Genomic DNA, 14,425 nt, shown 5'->3' with positions numbered 1-14,425 from the left:
AGGTTTCATGCGATCACTCGCCGCCTGTCTGCTGGCCCTGGCCGCCCTGCCGGTACTGGCGGACGACGCCGTGCTGCCGAAGGAAGACGCCTACTGGCTGAACCGGGTCACTTTCGGCACCGATTCAGCCAGCCTCGCCCGTTTTCGCGACCTCGGCAAGCGTCGTTTCCTCGAGGCCCAGCTTCACCCGTCCGGCGACGGCCTGCCGCCGGCCATTCGTGCCCAGATCGCCGGGTTCGACGCGGTGAAGACGCCCGTGACGGTGCTGATGGCCCAGGTGCGCGACCAGGGCAAACTCATCAACGCCATGCCCGATGGGGACGCGAAGCAGGACGCGAAAAAGGCCCAGCAAAAGCAGGGCAACGATTATGCCCAGCAGGCGCAATCGGCCGAGCTGCTCGAAGCCATCTACGACGAGAACCAGTTGCGCGAGCAACTGGTGTGGTTCTGGCTGAACCACTTCAGCGTCTTCCGCGACAAGGGCCGGGTGCGCTGGCTGGTCGCCGACTACGCGCAAAACACAATCCGACCCCATGCCTTGGGCAAGTTCCGCGATCTGGTGATGGCCACGCTCAAGAGCCCGGCCATGCTCGAATACCTCGACAACGCGCAGAACGCGCGCGACAAGATCAACGAAAACTATGCGCGTGAGCTGATGGAGCTGCACACGCTGGGCGTCGGCTCGGGCTACACGCAGGCCGACGTGCAGGCCATGGCGCACATCCTGACCGGCGTGGGCGTGAACTTCGACGGCCAGCCGCGCAAGTTCCGTCGCGACCTGCAGCCGTATTACCTGCAGGAAGGCGTGTTCGAGTTCAACCCCAACCGCCACGATTTCAGCGACCAGGTGCTACTGGGCCATACGATCAAGGGTGGCGGCTTCGATGAGGTGGAGAAGGCCGTCGACCTCATCGTGAGCCAGCCGGCATGCGCCACGTTCGTCTCCACGGGGCTGGCGAAGTATTTCGTGGCCGACGATCCGCCGCCCGCGCTGATCGACGCCATGGCGAAAACCTTCCGCCACACCGACGGCGACATCGCCCAGGTCATGAAGACCATGCTGACGTCGAAATATTTCACCGCGTCGCTCGGCAAACGCTACAAGGACCCCACCCAGTTCCTCGTCTCGGCCATGCGCCTGGCCTATGACGGCAAGCCGGTGGAAAACCCGCGTCCGCTGGTGAACTGGGTGCAACAGTTGGGGCAGGCGCCGTTCGGGCGCATCACGCCGGACGGCTGGCCGATGACCGACTCGGAATGGTCCAGTTCGGGCCAGGTGGCCAAGCGCTTCGAGATCGCCCGCTCCATCGGCAGCGGCGCCAATCATCTGTTCGACCTGAACGAGGACGGCTCGCAACGTCGCGGCGGCTTCCCGCAGCTGACCACGCCGACCTACTACGCGACCATCGATCCCTTCCTTGGCCCGAAGACGCGCGACGCGCTCTCCCAGGCCACGTCGCAGCAGGAGTGGAACACCTACCTGCTTTCGTCCCCCGAATTCAATTACCGCTGAGGTCCGCCATGGATCGTCGTCAGTTCCTTTTGACCCTCGCCGCCACCGTGCCCGCCCTGACCCTCGGCGGCAAGGTGTTCGCCGCACCGGCCACGTCGCCGCGCTTCCTGCTCGTCTTCCTGCGTGGCGGCTACGACGCCAACAATCTCCTCGTGCCCTACGCGAGCGACTTCTACTACGAATCGCGGCCAAGCATCGCCGTGGCCCGCCCCAATCCACAGGATGCCGGGTCCGCGCGCGCGCTCGACGCGAACTGGGCCATGGCGCCCGCCGTACTGAAGTCGATGGGGCCGTTGTGGGACCGCAAGCAGCTGGCTTTCATTCCCTTCGCCGGCACCGATGACCTCTCCCGCAGCCACTTCGAGACCCAGGACAACATCGAAGCCGGGGAGGCGGGCGACGCCCGCCGCTATGCCTCGGGCTTCATGGGACGGCTCAGCGGCGTGCTGCGCGGCGTACCGCCCATCGCGTTCACCGACGCGTTACCGCTGTCGTTCCGCGGGGCCGGCGACGTGCCCAACGTGTCGCTCAAGGGCAACGGCAATGCCGCGTTCGACGACCACCAGTCGAAGATCCTCGCCGGCATGTACCAGGGCACGCCGTTGCAGGCGCAGGCCGCCGATGGCCTGCAACTGCGCCAGGACGTCGCCAACGACCTCAAGACCGAGATGACCGCGGCCAGCCGCGGCGCGGTGAACGCCCGGGGCTTCGCCCAGCAGGGCGAGCGCATGGCGACGCTCATGCGCGATCGCTTCCGCCTCGGCTTCGTCGACGTGGGCGGCTGGGACACGCACGTGAACCAGGGGGGCGCGCAGGGCCAGCTTGCCGGCAACCTGGACAACCTTTCGCAGGGACTCGCGGCATTCGCCGACGCCCTGGGCGAAAAGGAATGGAACGACACCGTCGTGGTCGTGGTTTCCGAATTCGGCCGCACCTTCCGAGAGAACGGCAACAAGGGCACCGACCACGGCCACGGCACCACCTACTGGGTGCTTGGCGGCAAGGTCGCCGGGGGACGGATCGCGGGGCGGCAGGTCGCGATCAATGCGGGCAGCCTGCTGCAGAACCGCGACTACCCCGTATTGAACAACTACCGCGACGTACTGGGCGGTCTCATGCGCCGGATGTACGGGCTGTCCGAAACCGACCTCGGCACCGTCTTTCCCGGCGCGAAGGCCACCGACCTGCACCTGGTCTAGCGGCATCGCGTGGTCGTGCTCAGAACGCGAGTCGGTAGGCGATCTTCACCAGACCCTCGTTCACGTCTTTCAGGCTGAAACCGCGGCGGAACTGGTCGCCGATCACGTCGTCGGTATCTTCCTGGTAGCCGCCGCGGTTGTAGACGATGTAGAGGTTCGACAGGGGAGCGATTTCGTAGCGGTAGCGGATCTGGAACCCGAGGTTGGCCACGCCCAGCGCGTCGACCGGATCGTCGACCGGGAGGGCGCGTCCGGTGGGCCCCACCCGGTAGGCCTGGCGCATCCGGGCGCCCACCGCCAGTGTCTGCAACTTCACCCGCAGCTCCTGGCGGTTGCCGATGTTCCAGTTCACGCCGCTGTCGATGCCGAATGTACGGCCGTCGAAGCTGCCCACGAGATTGTCGTGCTGCCAGATCAACCAGTTTGGGTTCCATTCGTAGCTCGCGCCCGCGAACACGCTGAAACGATCGGTGACGAAGAACGTGGGCACGAACTTCAGGTCGTAACCGAGACGGTGGAAGCCCGTGAGTTCGTTGCCCATGACGTAGCCCTCGGCCTCCCAGGCCCAGCGACCGGCGCGGGGCTGTTCGCGGTTCCAGTACAGGCGTCCGGTGCGGGGATTGCGCAGCGCGTTGCCGCCGCGGGTCAACAGGTCGTCGTAGGCCGAGGTAAAGAGGTCCAGCCGCAGCTTCTCCGAGCCGCCGTCGCGACGCTGGCTGTCACGCTGGAAACGAAAACGGCGGGACACGCGCAGGCCTTCGGAATCGTTGGCCTGCGAGATGCGGTAATGCCACAGATGCGAGGCGTACGCCGAATCGGCGGGGAGATCGGTGAGGCGCTGGCGAACTTCCCAGTGCAGGTAGGTCATGTCGTTGCGCGGGAGATAGCCGAAGTCGTCGATGTCCAGGCGGCGACCGAAATACATCCCGAGCCACTGCTGGCTCCAGGTGTCGCTCATCTCCCAGTAGGCGATGCTCGTGGCGCCCAGCCCCTTGCTGTCGGCACCCGGCTGGTCGATCTGGCTGCCGACCACGTTGCTGGTGAGGGTAAACGCGGCGTTCGGCTGCCAGCGGTGATCGATACCGAGCACGTTGGCGTCGCGATCGAGATAGGGATGGTCGACCCGGGTGGCGAGCAGCCCGAGGGTCTGCGTGCCGAAGTCATGCAGCAGGCGTAGCGCCCCGAACGAGCGGCCCGCGTCGCCCTTCTCCTGGGCGGTGAGGATGCCGTAGCTGGTGCCGCCGACGCTACCGTTCAACTTGACGGCGGCGGAGATATCCGCCGCGCCGCGACCGTCGTCCGCGAGGCCACCCACGCGACGGGTGTAGACCAGCTGCGAGTCGTCATCGAGCAGGCTGAAGTCGAAGATACCCTGGTTCTCGGTGAAGAACGGGCGTTTATCGGTGAAGAAGGTCTCGGTCGGCGAGAAATTCACCACCAGGTCGTCGCTCTCGACCTGGCCGAAGTCGGGATTGATCGTGGCCGTGAGTTGGGTCTGCCCATTGGGCTTCCACAGGATGTCCGCCCCCTCCTGGAACGACGTGCCGCCGTGGGCGCGATCGGTCCGCGCCACCAGGTAAGGTGTCACGGCGAACAACGATTGCGCGTAGGCGGGCAGGTCCACGCGCTGGAAACTGGACAGGAACCGGCCGCGATCGAACCCGATGGCCGGCCAGGCCACGCGCTCGCCGGTGCCCGCGATCACGCGGTCGATGTAGAGCCCGATGCGGCGCGTATCGCCCTGCGGGCTGCGCATCGGCGCGATATACCAAGGGATGAGCACCTCCACCGAGTAGCCGTCGGCGTCCTGCGTCACGGCGTGGTCCCAGTTGCCGTCCCAGTCGTAGCTGAAGTCCGATTCGTTGGTGATCACCTCGTCGGCGATGCCGCCCTGCGACTTCACCTCGAAGTCGTAGCCCACCCGGCCGTCGCCGTTGAAATCGACCATCACGTTCACCCGGTCGACGCGAGCGTCTTCGTCGCGACGGGTCTGCTGGGTCGAACGGGGCACACCGGCCGGCTGGGTGACCCGCACCGCCACCGCGAGCCCCCGGGGCGTGGACAGCACCCAGGCCTCGGTCGGCTGGCTGCCGGGGTTGCCCGTCATCGGCTGGGTCTGCCGAAAGTCGGTAATATGCATCGCACCCGCCCATTCCGCCGGATCGATGCGCCCATCCACGGTGATCTCGCCCGCATGGGCGCAGGCGCAGGACAACGCGGCGATGAGAGCGAGGCGACGACGCATGGAATCCCCCAAGTCGTGAAAGCTTGCGACATGGGATGTGCCCCGGTCTACAAAGGTTGCGCATGACCCTTGGGCCATGCGCCCAGGCGCGTTCGCTGTCGGGGGTGGTATGCCCCAGCGGCCGGAGGCTCTGCTAAGGTCGGGCGACGCATCCACCCAGGGGTTTCCATGCTCGTCCGTACCTGCCTCGCGCTCGCCCTGCTGATCGCCCTGCCCGCCATCGCCGACGAGGCGAAGAAGACCCCCACCCCGAAAGAGCTGCTCGCGAAGGCGTCACCCGCGGAGTGGCGCACGCCCGATCCGAAAAACCTCGTCTACATGGACCTGCCGCAGGGCCGCGTCATCCTCGAACTGGCGCAAGACTGGTCGCCCGAACACGCCGCGAATATCCGCACGCTCATCCGGGAGCACTATTTCGACGGCACCCAGGTGATCCGCGTACAGGACAACTTCGTCACGCAGTGGGGCGATCCCGACGGCGACGATAAGAAGAAGGCCAAGAGCCTGGGCACGGCGAAGCAGACCCTGCCGCCGGAGTTCACGCGCAAGGGCGGCAGCTACACGTTCACCCCACTGCCGGACGGCGACGTTTACGCGCCGGAGGTAGGGTTTTCGGAGGGTTTTCCGGTGGCGCGCGACACGAAGGCGGGCGAAGCGTGGATCGCCCACTGCTACGGCACGGTGGGCGTGGCACGCGACACCGGCGCCGAAACGGGCAACGGCAGTTCGCTCTACGCGATCATCGGTCAGGCACCGCGTAACCTCGACCGCAATCTCGCCGTTGCCGGCAAGGTGCTCAAGGGGATGGATATCCTCTCGGCCTATCCCCGCGGCGGTGAACCGATGGGTTTCTACGATGCGCCGTCGCAGCGCGTGACGATCCGCAGCGTGCGCTTGGCGGCCGACCTGCCTGCCGCCGAACGTACGCCCATCCAGGTGCTCCGCACGGACAGCAAAACCTTCGCCGCGCTCGTCGAGGCCAAGCGCAATCGCCGCGACGATTTCTACACGCGCCCGGCCGGAAAGATCGACCTTTGCAACATCAACGTGCCCGTGAGGGATCCGACGAAAAAACCGTGAGGACGGCGACCCCGCGGCAGCCAGCGTGCGCCTGCGCGCGACGGACAACCGCAGGCGTGCGCGTGCGAGGCTACCGGACCGGGTGGGTCTCGACCGACGTCGCACCGCCGGCCACGGCCTCGCGCAGGGCGCGCAGCTTCTCTTTCAGCTTCGCTTCGTTCACCGGCCCCACGCGGACCATGAATTTCTGCCCTGCGGATAACTGCTCGTACGCCGGGTTGGCGTAGGTGTAACCGTCTTTCTCGGGCAGCAGCTGGAGCGCGCCCTTGAGTTCGGGCGCCTCCAGCAGATGGTCGATCACTTCGACCAGGCGGTCGTTGAAGTAGCCGCCGGTACCCAGGTCGCGATACGCCTGCTGGAAGAGCGGATAGTTGCGCTTGTACCAGGCCGCGGCGGCCTGCGGCGACACGCGGTCGGCCACGTACATATAGGTATCGTAGCGGGCGAAATTCCTGGACGACTCCACCAGCATGCCGTCGTCGGTCTGCACCTGGAACGTGCCCGTCGGGGTGCGCAGCGGCAGCACGTTCATGCCGATCGTATGTCGGGGCAACGCATCGATGGTCGCCACCATGCGCGACACGATCGCCTCCGGACGCAGCAGCGACTTCAGCGCCCCGTCGCCGGACAGCGCCAGCAGGGCCGCCAGCACCGCCTCGTCGCTCTGTCCGAGCGACGGCAGCGCCGCCGTCGATGCGCCCGCGGGGGTGTCGATGGGATGTCTGGGCACGTCTGCGACGGTGCTGGCCACGGCCGCTGTGGAAGAAGCCGCGGGTGGCATGGGGAGCGGCTGTGCGGCATCGCGCGCCTGCTTCTCCCGGTAGACGAACACGCCGACGACCGCGACGATGGCCACGACGAGCAACCCCGCCACCCATTTCGAACCTGACGACTGACGACTCAAGACACCGCACTCCGGCAACACCAGCCCCCATGGGACTACGAATGCGGCGGATGGTTCAAGGCGAGCCGGTCAGTTGGCCTTCATCGAAAACGAAATCGCGCAGCCGCATGCCGCTCGCGACACCGAGATCGAACCCGTAGGTCATGCGGACCGTGAGGCGGTGCTCGACGTGTCCACGCATCCTCCTCAACGGGCCGCAAGATGCCACCGCGGGGCGTTCTGACGAAAGCCCCGCGACGCTTTACCGGCTCTACATATTGCGGCGGTATTCGCCGCCCACGTCGTAGAGCGCGTGGCTGATCTGGCCCAGGCTGTTGTTCTTCACCGCATCCATCAGCTGCTCGAACACATTTCGGCGCTCGCGGGCGGTCTTCTGCAGGTTGCGCAGGCTATCGGGCGCGAGGCCATTGCGGGCCGCACCGTAACGCGTCACGTTGTCGATCTGCTGGCCCTTTTCCTCCGCCGTGGAGCGGATCAGCTCGATCTCGGTGGCGATCTCACCGCCATGATCCTTGGGCAGGAAGGTGTTGACGCCGATGAGGGGCAGCGAGCCGTCGTGTTTCTTCTGCTCGTAGTACATCGATTCTTCCTGGATTTTGCCGCGCTGGTACATCGTGTCCATCGCGCCGAGTACGCCGCCGCGCTCGCTGATCGCCTCGAACTCCTTGTAGACCGCCTCTTCGACCAGATCGGTCAACTCGTCCACGACGAAGCTGCCCTGCCACGGGTTCTCGTTGAAGTTGAGGCCCAGCTCGCGATTGATGATGAGCTGGATGGCGACCGCGCGACGCACGCTCTCCTCGGTCGGCGTGGTGATCGCCTCGTCGTAGGCGTTGGTATGCAGGCTGTTGCAGTTGTCGAAAAGGGCGTAGAGCGCCTGCAATGTCGTGCGGATATCGTTGAACTGGATTTCCTGCGCGTGCAGCGAACGACCGGACGTCTGGATGTGGTACTTCAGCATCTGGCTGCGCGGGCTCGCGCCGTAGCGCTCGCGCATCGCGCGAGCCCAGATGCGCCGGGCCACGCGGCCGATCACGGTGTACTCCGGATCCATGCCGTTGGAAAAGAAGAACGACAGGTTCGGCGCGAAATCGTCGATCGTCATCCCGCGCGCAAGGTAATACTCCACGATGGTGAAACCGTTGGACAGCGTGAAAGCCAGCTGGCTGATCGGATTCGCCCCCGCCTCGGCGATGTGGTAACCCGAGATCGACACCGAGTAGAAGTTACGCACCTTGTGGTCGACGAAATACTGCTGGATGTCGCCCATCATCCGCAGCGCGAACTCCGTGCTGAAGATGCACGTATTCTGCGCCTGGTCTTCTTTGAGGATGTCGGCCTGCACGGTGCCACGCACCGTGGCCAGGGTGTACGCCTTGATGCGGGCATAGGTCTGGGCGTCCACCACCTCTTCGCCGGAGATGCCCAGCAGCCCCAGGCCGAGACCGTCGTTGCCCTGCGGAAGATCACCGTGGTACCGGGGCCGGTTGCCGTCCGGATACAGCTCGGCGATGCGTGCGTTGGCCGCGTCCCAGCGCGACGGCTCTTCGTTGAGGTACTTCTCGATGTTCTGGTCGATCGCCGTGTTCATGAACATGGCGAGGATGATCGGCGCCGGGCCATTGATGGTCATCGACACCGACGTGGACGGCGCCGACAGATCGAAGCCCGAATACAGCTTCTTCATGTCGTCGAGCGTGGCGATGGAGACGCCCGAGTTGCCGATCTTGCCGTAGATATCCGGCCGGGGCGCGGGATCTTCCCCGTAGAGCGTCACCGAGTCGAACGCGGTCGAAAGGCGTGCGGCCGCCCCCCCCAGGGACAGGTAGTGGAACCGGCGATTGGTGCGTTCGGGGGTACCCTCGCCCGCGAACATGCGGGTCGGATCCTCGCCGGCGCGGCGGTACGGGAACACGCCACCCGTATACGGGTAGTGGCCGGGCAGGTTTTCGCGCATGAGGAACGACAGCAGCTCGCCCCAGTCCTTCGTTTTCGGCGGCGACACCTTGCGGATCTTCTGATGGCTCAGCGACTCGCGGTAGTTCTCCACGCGAAGGGTCTTGTCGCGCACGGTGTATTCGTTGAATTCAGCGGTGACCGACGCATAGCGCGAAGGCCACTCGCGCAGCAGGTTGATCGCCTCGCTGGACAGCTCGCGTACCGCTTCGTTGTAGCGCTGTCGAAGCGTCGCGAGGGAACGATCGCCATCGACCTGGAGCAACGCGTGGTCGTAGAGGTCGAAGGCGCGCGGCAGCGCCTCGTCCCCGATGTCCTTGAGCGATTCGTGGTAGTGCTGCGCCTTGCTCGCCGCCTCGGCCTGCTTCGCGATGCCGGCGTTGACCGCGCGCCCCTGCTCCGCGATCTCGGCGAGGTAACGTACGCGATGGCCGGGGATCAGCACCGTCGCGCGAGGCTCGCGCAGGGCGGTGTCCACCTCGGGTGTCCACGTCGCCGCCGGCAGCGCGAGCTTTTCGCGCAGCAGGCGGCACAGGTTCGCGAACATCCACGTCACGCCCGGGTCGTTGAACTGGCTGGCGATGGTGGGATACACCGGCACCTGCTCGTCGGCGAGCGAGAACGCGGTCCGGTTGCGCTTCCACTGCTTGCGCACGTCGCGCAAGGCATCTTCGGCGCCACGCTTGTCGTATTTGTTGAGCACCACCAGCTCGGCGAAATCGAGCATGTCGATCTTTTCGAGCTGGCTGGCGGCGCCGTATTCGCTGGTCATCACGTAGACCGGGAAATCGACGAGGTCGACGATCTCCGAGTCGCTCTGGCCGATGCCGGCGGTTTCGACGATCACCAGGTCGTAGGATTGCGCCTTGAGGAAATCGATGCAGTCGTGCAGCACCACCGAGGTCGCCGCGTGCTGCCGGCGCGTGGCCATCGAGCGCATGTACACACGCGGGCTGCGCAGCGAGTTCATGCGGATGCGGTCGCCCAGCAGGGCGCCGCCGCTGCGGCGACGGGTGGGGTCGACTGCGAGCACGGCGATGCGCATCTGCGGAAACGCATGAAGGAACCGCAGCAGCAGTTCGTCCACGACCGAGGATTTGCCCGCGCCGCCCGTGCCGGTCAGGCCGAGCACCGGCGTCTTGCCGCCGGCAAGCTTCCACGCCTTGCGCAGGTGCTCGAGCTCCGCGTCGGGGAGCTGGTCCTCCTCGATCGCCGAGAGCATCGCGCCGATGGAGATTTCGTCGTCGATGGACGGCTCGCCCGGCGCGCCGTGGACGCGAGCCTGCTGGGCTCGGCGCGTGCGCTGCATGACGTCGTCGATCATCTCGGCCAGGCCGAGCTTCATCCCGTCGTTGGGATGGTAGATGCGCTCCACCCCGTAGGCCTGGAGTTCGCGGATTTCTTCCGGCGTGATGGTGCCGCCGCCGCCACCGAATACCCGCACGTGGCCGGCGCCGCGCTCGCGCAGCATGTCCACCATGTACTTGAAGTATTCGACGTGGCCGCCCTGGTACGACGACAGCGCGATGGCATCGGCGTCTTCCTGCAGCGCCGCGCGCACCACGTCTTCCACCGAGCGGTTATGCCCCAGGTGGATCACCTCGGCACCCTGGCTCTGGATAATGCGCCGCATGATGTTGATGGCCGCATCGTGGCCGTCGAACAGGCTCGCCGCCGTGACGAAGCGCAACGGCGTGGCCTCCGCGTCGCTGTGGCTGGCGGGGATGGGCTTGGGCTGCGAGCTCATGGAGACTCCGGTAAGACGCGGGCGCGGGACGGGGGAATACGAAGTCTAGCGCCGCAGGCGCGTAGGCCTCTGACGCGGTGCAGCGAAGCCGCGCGCCCGACGGCACCCACCCCCCCGCTCACGCCGCGCGTGACGCACCCGCAGGCCCGCTCAGTGCGGCGACGCGTCGTCGTCGCGGATGAACGCCGTGCCGGCGAGGAAGGCCAACGCCGCCGTCATCACGGCATCGTCGTCGACGATGCGCCGATGGCCCAGTCGCCGTGTCTTGAGCAAGATCGACCGGGGCCAGAGACCCGCGTAAAGTTCGCCCTCGGCCACGGGGACATCCCGGTCGAAACAGTCGTGCACGATCAGCGCCGGCTGCCGCCGCCTCGGCGCGTGATGACGGATGTGAAGGGTATCGATGGCGACGCCCGTGCGCCGGGCCAGGGCGTCATGCAGGGAGGGTCGCAAACGCTCGCGCAGCCGCACGAAACGGGCGAATCGCCGCGTCGCCGCCTGAGGATCCGCCGCGGGAGCGATCAATACCACGCGCTCCGCGGTCCAGCCGTCGTCGAGCGCGAGCGTCGCGGCCGCGCCGCCGAGCGAATGGGCGACCACGCCCAGCGCGTCGCCGTAATGCCGCCCTACCGCCGCCAGCGTGCGCACGAAATCGGGCAACGTGCACAGGTCACCGCCGCTGTGGCCGTGTGCCGGCTGGTCGAACGCGACCGCCGCCCAGCCACGATCGCGCAACGACGGCACCCAGTTCTCCCAACGCAATCCCAGGCTCGACCAACCGTGCGCCAGCAACACGTAGGGCTGCGTGGCCGGATCGCCCCAGACATACGTGGCGATCGCCGCGTCGCCCACCGGCACGGTCTCGCGCCTGGCGGTGGTCGTGCCCGCCGCGTGAACCGCACGCTCGCGACTGCTCGGCAACGGGGTCTGGAAGACCCGCGCGGCATGGGCGACGGTGCGCGTCGGTGCCAGCACGCTGCCCCACCGATAGGCCAGGCGCAGACCGAGCAGGGTCGCGACGGTGCGGACACTGAAACGGCGTGGAGGTTTCATGGGCGTCGTGGCAGCGGCAGGCAGGAAAAGACGAACGCGCGGCAGGCTCAGACGCCGCGCCTTCGCTAGCTGAACATCCCCTCACGCGAATGGTCAACCCACGCGGATCGAACCGCGTTCTTGCGCCCGGGTCCGCCATCGCGGACACGTCGAGGAGACACCGATCATGACGCGCCTTACCCGCAGTTTCGCCATCCTGGCCGCGCTGGGCCTGGCCACCGGCGCCGTGAGCGTCGCCCCGCCGGCCGCCGCGCGCGAGTACGTCACGGTGACCGTGACCGACCGTCCGCCGCCGCCCCGCTTCGAGCGGCCGCCGCCGGCGCGCATCGGGTACGTGTGGGCGCCGGGCTACTGGAACTGGTACGGCGGCCGCTACGTGTGGGTCGGCGGCCACTGGAATCCGGTGCGTCCGGGATACGTCTACCGGCCGCCGGTGTGGCGTCCTTACGGCCACGGCTGGCGCATCGAGCGCGAGACGTGGGTGCGTGACGGTGGCTGGCATCGTTAAGAAACCATGAGGTTGCTGCGGCGCAACGACACGCCTCCTTTTTAGGGGTTAAACTAGGCAGCTGACAGGACACATCGCCCCCGCCGTTACCCGGCCGGGGCGATTTTTTTGGACGATCAACCACAGGCCCGCGGCGTTCCGCCATGGGTATCTACCTGAAAGGCGAGCTGCCGCCGCCTGCAACTGGAGTTCGAGTTCGATGATTTTCGAAACCATCGCCAACACGGGACACGAAGAAGTCGTCTTCTGCCATAACAAGGACGCCGGCCTGAAGGCCATCATCGCGATCCACAACACCGTGCTTGGCCCGTCCCTGGGTGGCCTGCGCATGTGGCCGTACAAGACCGAGCAGGACGCCGTGAACGACGTGCTGCGCCTGTCGCGCGGCATGACCTACAAGAACGCGGTGGCCGGCCTCAACCTTGGCGGCGGCAAGGCCGTGATCATCGGCGATCCCTCCAAGGACAAGTCCGAGGCGCTGTTCCGCGCGTTCGGCCGCTTCGTCAACTCGCTCAACGGTCGCTACATCACGGCCGAAGACGTCGGCATCGACGTCAACGACATGGAATACGTGTTCCGTGAGACCGAATACGTGACCGGCGTGCACCAGGTGCACGGCGGTTCGGGCGACCCCTCGCCGTTCACCGCGTTCGGCACGCTGCAGGGCCTGATGGCCGCGCTGCAGGCCAAGTACGGCAACGAAGACGTGGGCAAGTACAGCTATGCGGTACAGGGCTGTGGCCACGTCGGCAGCGAATTCATCAAGCTGCTTCGCGAGCAGGGCGCGAAGGTGTTCATCACCGACATCAACAAGGAGCTCGTGCAGCGCTACGTCGACGAACTCGGCTGCGAGGCGGTGGAGCTCGACGAGATCTACGACGTCGACGCCGACGTCTACAGCCCCTGCGCGCTGGGCGGCACGGTCAACGAACAGACCATCGACCGCATCAAGGCCAAGATCATCTGCGGCGCGGCCAACAACCAGCTCGCCACCGACGCCATCGGCGACGAACTGGCCCGTCGCGGCGTGCTCTACGCTCCGGACTACGCGGTCAACGCCGGCGGCGTGATGAACGTCTCGCTCGAGATCGACGGCTACAACCGCGAGCGCGCCATGCGCATGATGCGCACCATCTACTACAACGTTGGCCGCATCTTCGAGATCTCCAACCGCGACAACATCCCGACCTACAAGGCCGCCGATCGCGTCGCCGAAGAGCGCATCGCCGCCATCGGCAAGATCCGCCTGCCGCACATGGGCAACAACGCCCCGCGTTTCCAGGGTCGCATGCGCGGTCAGTAAGCGTTACGCCCTGGCGTGTCGAAAAAAGCCACCGGAGCGATCCGGTGGCTTTTTTCTTGGTTCATCGCGCAAGTGCGGGGATGCCGCAAGGATGCGGGCCTTGCCGTCGGCTCGGACGGTGAGGCCCGAGCCTTCGGTGTCCACCCTCGCGGCGAGTTCCACCCAAGGGAGCGGCCGCAGGCCAATCAAGCCCATGGGACGCGTCAGCGGCCTTCCCTACGGCACGCCGGGGAGGCTGTATGCATGCGGGCGTCGCCGCCGGCGTGGAGCGGTGGGGCCAGCGCTTTCGGTGTCCACCCTCGCGACACCGCCAAGTGCGACGCGCTCTGGCGCCACAAGGTCGCCACAGCACACCGACTCGCCGGACCCAACCATCACGCAGGTCCCGCCGCCTTGTCGTCCGACGTGGGCAAGAACATGCGCCGCCCAGTCCTTTCCCGCCTCGGGTTCTGCTACACTTCGGCCGCCCTGGCTTCGTGTAAGGCGTTGCTTACACGGTGTTTTAGGGAAAGGGGGGCGCCATCCGCCGCGGTGGCCACAACCGGAACTTTCGATCACGACCTTCGTCGCTCCGGCGACGGTGCCGTCGCCTGTCGCCCCGCGACGGGGGCGCCCGCCGCGGGGCTGAAATGGACTTACCGAGCTATGAGCGCGATCCCAGCAGAAACCTTCACCTTCGACGACGTCCTGGCGCGCCTGCGTTCGGTGCTGCACGAGACGTTCGAGATCGACCCCGCCCGGGTCACGCCCGACGCCAACCTGTTCACCGACCTGGAGCTGGACAGCATCGACGCCATCGACCTGGCCATCCAGGTGCAGGACATGACTGGCACGCGCATCAAGCCGGAAGATTTCAAGAGCGTGCGCACGGTCGGCGACGTGGTCGCCACGGTGCAGAACCTGATAGCGCGCTGAGC

At 66.5% G+C, this 14,425-nt stretch carries 11 protein-coding genes; 6 read left to right on the top strand and 5 right to left on the bottom strand.

The features are described 5' to 3' along the window. Positions 1 to 7: 7 nt before the first annotated feature. The gene (locus PI246_RS03195; protein WP_320549836.1) at positions 8 to 1,513 is read left to right on the top strand and encodes a DUF1800 domain-containing protein; all 1,506 of its coding nucleotides are present in this window, start codon (positions 8 to 10) and stop codon (positions 1,511 to 1,513) included. A gap of 8 nt (positions 1,514 to 1,521) precedes the next feature. Then, on the top strand, positions 1,522 to 2,712 hold the full coding sequence (locus PI246_RS03190) for a DUF1501 domain-containing protein (RefSeq protein ID WP_320549835.1): 1,191 nt from the start codon (positions 1,522 to 1,524) through the stop codon (positions 2,710 to 2,712). A 19-nt stretch (positions 2,713 to 2,731) separates the two neighbouring features. On the opposite strand, the gene PI246_RS03185 is transcribed toward PI246_RS03190, so the two are convergent. Next, positions 2,732 to 4,957 (bottom strand): DUF5916 domain-containing protein, encoded by a 2,226-nt coding sequence (locus tag PI246_RS03185; RefSeq protein WP_320549834.1) that lies wholly within the window; start codon positions 4,955 to 4,957, stop codon positions 2,732 to 2,734. Positions 4,958 to 5,125: 168 nt separating this feature from the next. Here PI246_RS03185 and PI246_RS03180 point away from each other — a divergent pair, with 168 nt between their 5' ends. Continuing rightward, positions 5,126 to 6,037: a peptidylprolyl isomerase gene (locus PI246_RS03180; protein ID WP_320549833.1), complete on the top strand. Its 912-nt coding sequence runs from the start codon at positions 5,126 to 5,128 to the stop codon at positions 6,035 to 6,037. A 70-nt stretch (positions 6,038 to 6,107) separates the two neighbouring features. On the opposite strand, the gene PI246_RS03175 is transcribed toward PI246_RS03180, so the two are convergent. The 4 genes from PI246_RS03175 to PI246_RS03160 form a co-directional block, all read right to left on the bottom strand. Next, entirely contained in the window at positions 6,108 to 6,941 is an 834-nt protein-coding gene (locus PI246_RS03175; protein ID WP_320549832.1) for a DUF3014 domain-containing protein, read from the bottom strand. 55 nt (positions 6,942 to 6,996) lie between these two features. Beyond that, positions 6,997 to 7,122 carry a hypothetical protein gene (locus PI246_RS03170; RefSeq protein ID WP_320549831.1) on the bottom strand — a complete coding sequence of 42 codons (126 nt, stop codon included), beginning with the start codon at positions 7,120 to 7,122 and terminating at the stop codon, positions 6,997 to 6,999. Positions 7,123 to 7,191: 69 nt separating this feature from the next. Then, positions 7,192 to 10,644, bottom strand: a complete 3,453-nt coding sequence (locus PI246_RS03165; RefSeq protein ID WP_320549830.1) for a methylmalonyl-CoA mutase family protein — start codon at positions 10,642 to 10,644, stop codon at positions 7,192 to 7,194. A gap of 150 nt (positions 10,645 to 10,794) precedes the next feature. Next, the gene (locus PI246_RS03160) at positions 10,795 to 11,697 is read right to left on the bottom strand and encodes an alpha/beta hydrolase (protein WP_320549829.1); all 903 of its coding nucleotides are present in this window, start codon (positions 11,695 to 11,697) and stop codon (positions 10,795 to 10,797) included. A gap of 166 nt (positions 11,698 to 11,863) precedes the next feature. Between PI246_RS03160 and PI246_RS03155 the strand changes: the two genes are divergently transcribed. The 3 genes from PI246_RS03155 to PI246_RS03145 all read left to right on the top strand — a co-directional run bounded on the left by PI246_RS03155 (position 11,864) and on the right by PI246_RS03145 (position 14,423). Then, positions 11,864 to 12,205 carry a hypothetical protein gene (locus PI246_RS03155; protein WP_320549828.1) on the top strand — a complete coding sequence of 114 codons (342 nt, stop codon included), beginning with the start codon at positions 11,864 to 11,866 and terminating at the stop codon, positions 12,203 to 12,205. A gap of 199 nt (positions 12,206 to 12,404) precedes the next feature. Continuing rightward, positions 12,405 to 13,508: a Glu/Leu/Phe/Val dehydrogenase dimerization domain-containing protein gene (locus PI246_RS03150; RefSeq protein WP_320549827.1), complete on the top strand. Its 1,104-nt coding sequence runs from the start codon at positions 12,405 to 12,407 to the stop codon at positions 13,506 to 13,508. Between the two features lie 645 nt (positions 13,509 to 14,153). Then, positions 14,154 to 14,423 (top strand): acyl carrier protein, encoded by a 270-nt coding sequence (locus PI246_RS03145; RefSeq protein WP_320549826.1) that lies wholly within the window; start codon positions 14,154 to 14,156, stop codon positions 14,421 to 14,423. Positions 14,424 to 14,425 lie beyond the last annotated feature (2 nt).

It is taken from the genome of Luteibacter sahnii (genome assembly GCF_034063545.1).
GTDB lineage: Bacteria > Pseudomonadota > Gammaproteobacteria > Xanthomonadales > Rhodanobacteraceae > Luteibacter > Luteibacter sahnii.
The sequence above is the reverse complement of the archived record's forward strand: the minus strand, read 5'-3'. Positions and strand labels throughout refer to the sequence as shown.

What these genes read in the sequence shown, in the direction of transcription:
- PI246_RS03180 (WP_320549833.1), top strand. Translation starts at nt 5,126, where the DNA reads ATGCTCGTCCGTACCTGCCTCGCGCTCGCCCTGCTGATCGCCCTGCCC.
- PI246_RS03155 (WP_320549828.1), top strand. Translation starts at nt 11,864, where the DNA reads ATGACGCGCCTTACCCGCAGTTTCGCCATCCTGGCCGCGCTGGGCCTG.
- PI246_RS03190 (WP_320549835.1), top strand. Translation starts at nt 1,522, where the DNA reads ATGGATCGTCGTCAGTTCCTTTTGACCCTCGCCGCCACCGTGCCCGCC.
- PI246_RS03145 (WP_320549826.1), top strand. Translation starts at nt 14,154, where the DNA reads ATGAGCGCGATCCCAGCAGAAACCTTCACCTTCGACGACGTCCTGGCG.
- PI246_RS03165 (WP_320549830.1), bottom strand. Translation starts at nt 10,644, where the DNA reads ATGAGCTCGCAGCCCAAGCCCATCCCCGCCAGCCACAGCGACGCGGAG.
- PI246_RS03160 (WP_320549829.1), bottom strand. Translation starts at nt 11,697, where the DNA reads ATGAAACCTCCACGCCGTTTCAGTGTCCGCACCGTCGCGACCCTGCTC.
- PI246_RS03150 (WP_320549827.1), top strand. Translation starts at nt 12,405, where the DNA reads ATGATTTTCGAAACCATCGCCAACACGGGACACGAAGAAGTCGTCTTC.
- PI246_RS03170 (WP_320549831.1), bottom strand. Translation starts at nt 7,122, where the DNA reads ATGCGTGGACACGTCGAGCACCGCCTCACGGTCCGCATGACCTACGGG.
- PI246_RS03195 (WP_320549836.1), top strand. Translation starts at nt 8, where the DNA reads ATGCGATCACTCGCCGCCTGTCTGCTGGCCCTGGCCGCCCTGCCGGTA.
- PI246_RS03185 (WP_320549834.1), bottom strand. Translation starts at nt 4,957, where the DNA reads ATGCGTCGTCGCCTCGCTCTCATCGCCGCGTTGTCCTGCGCCTGCGCC.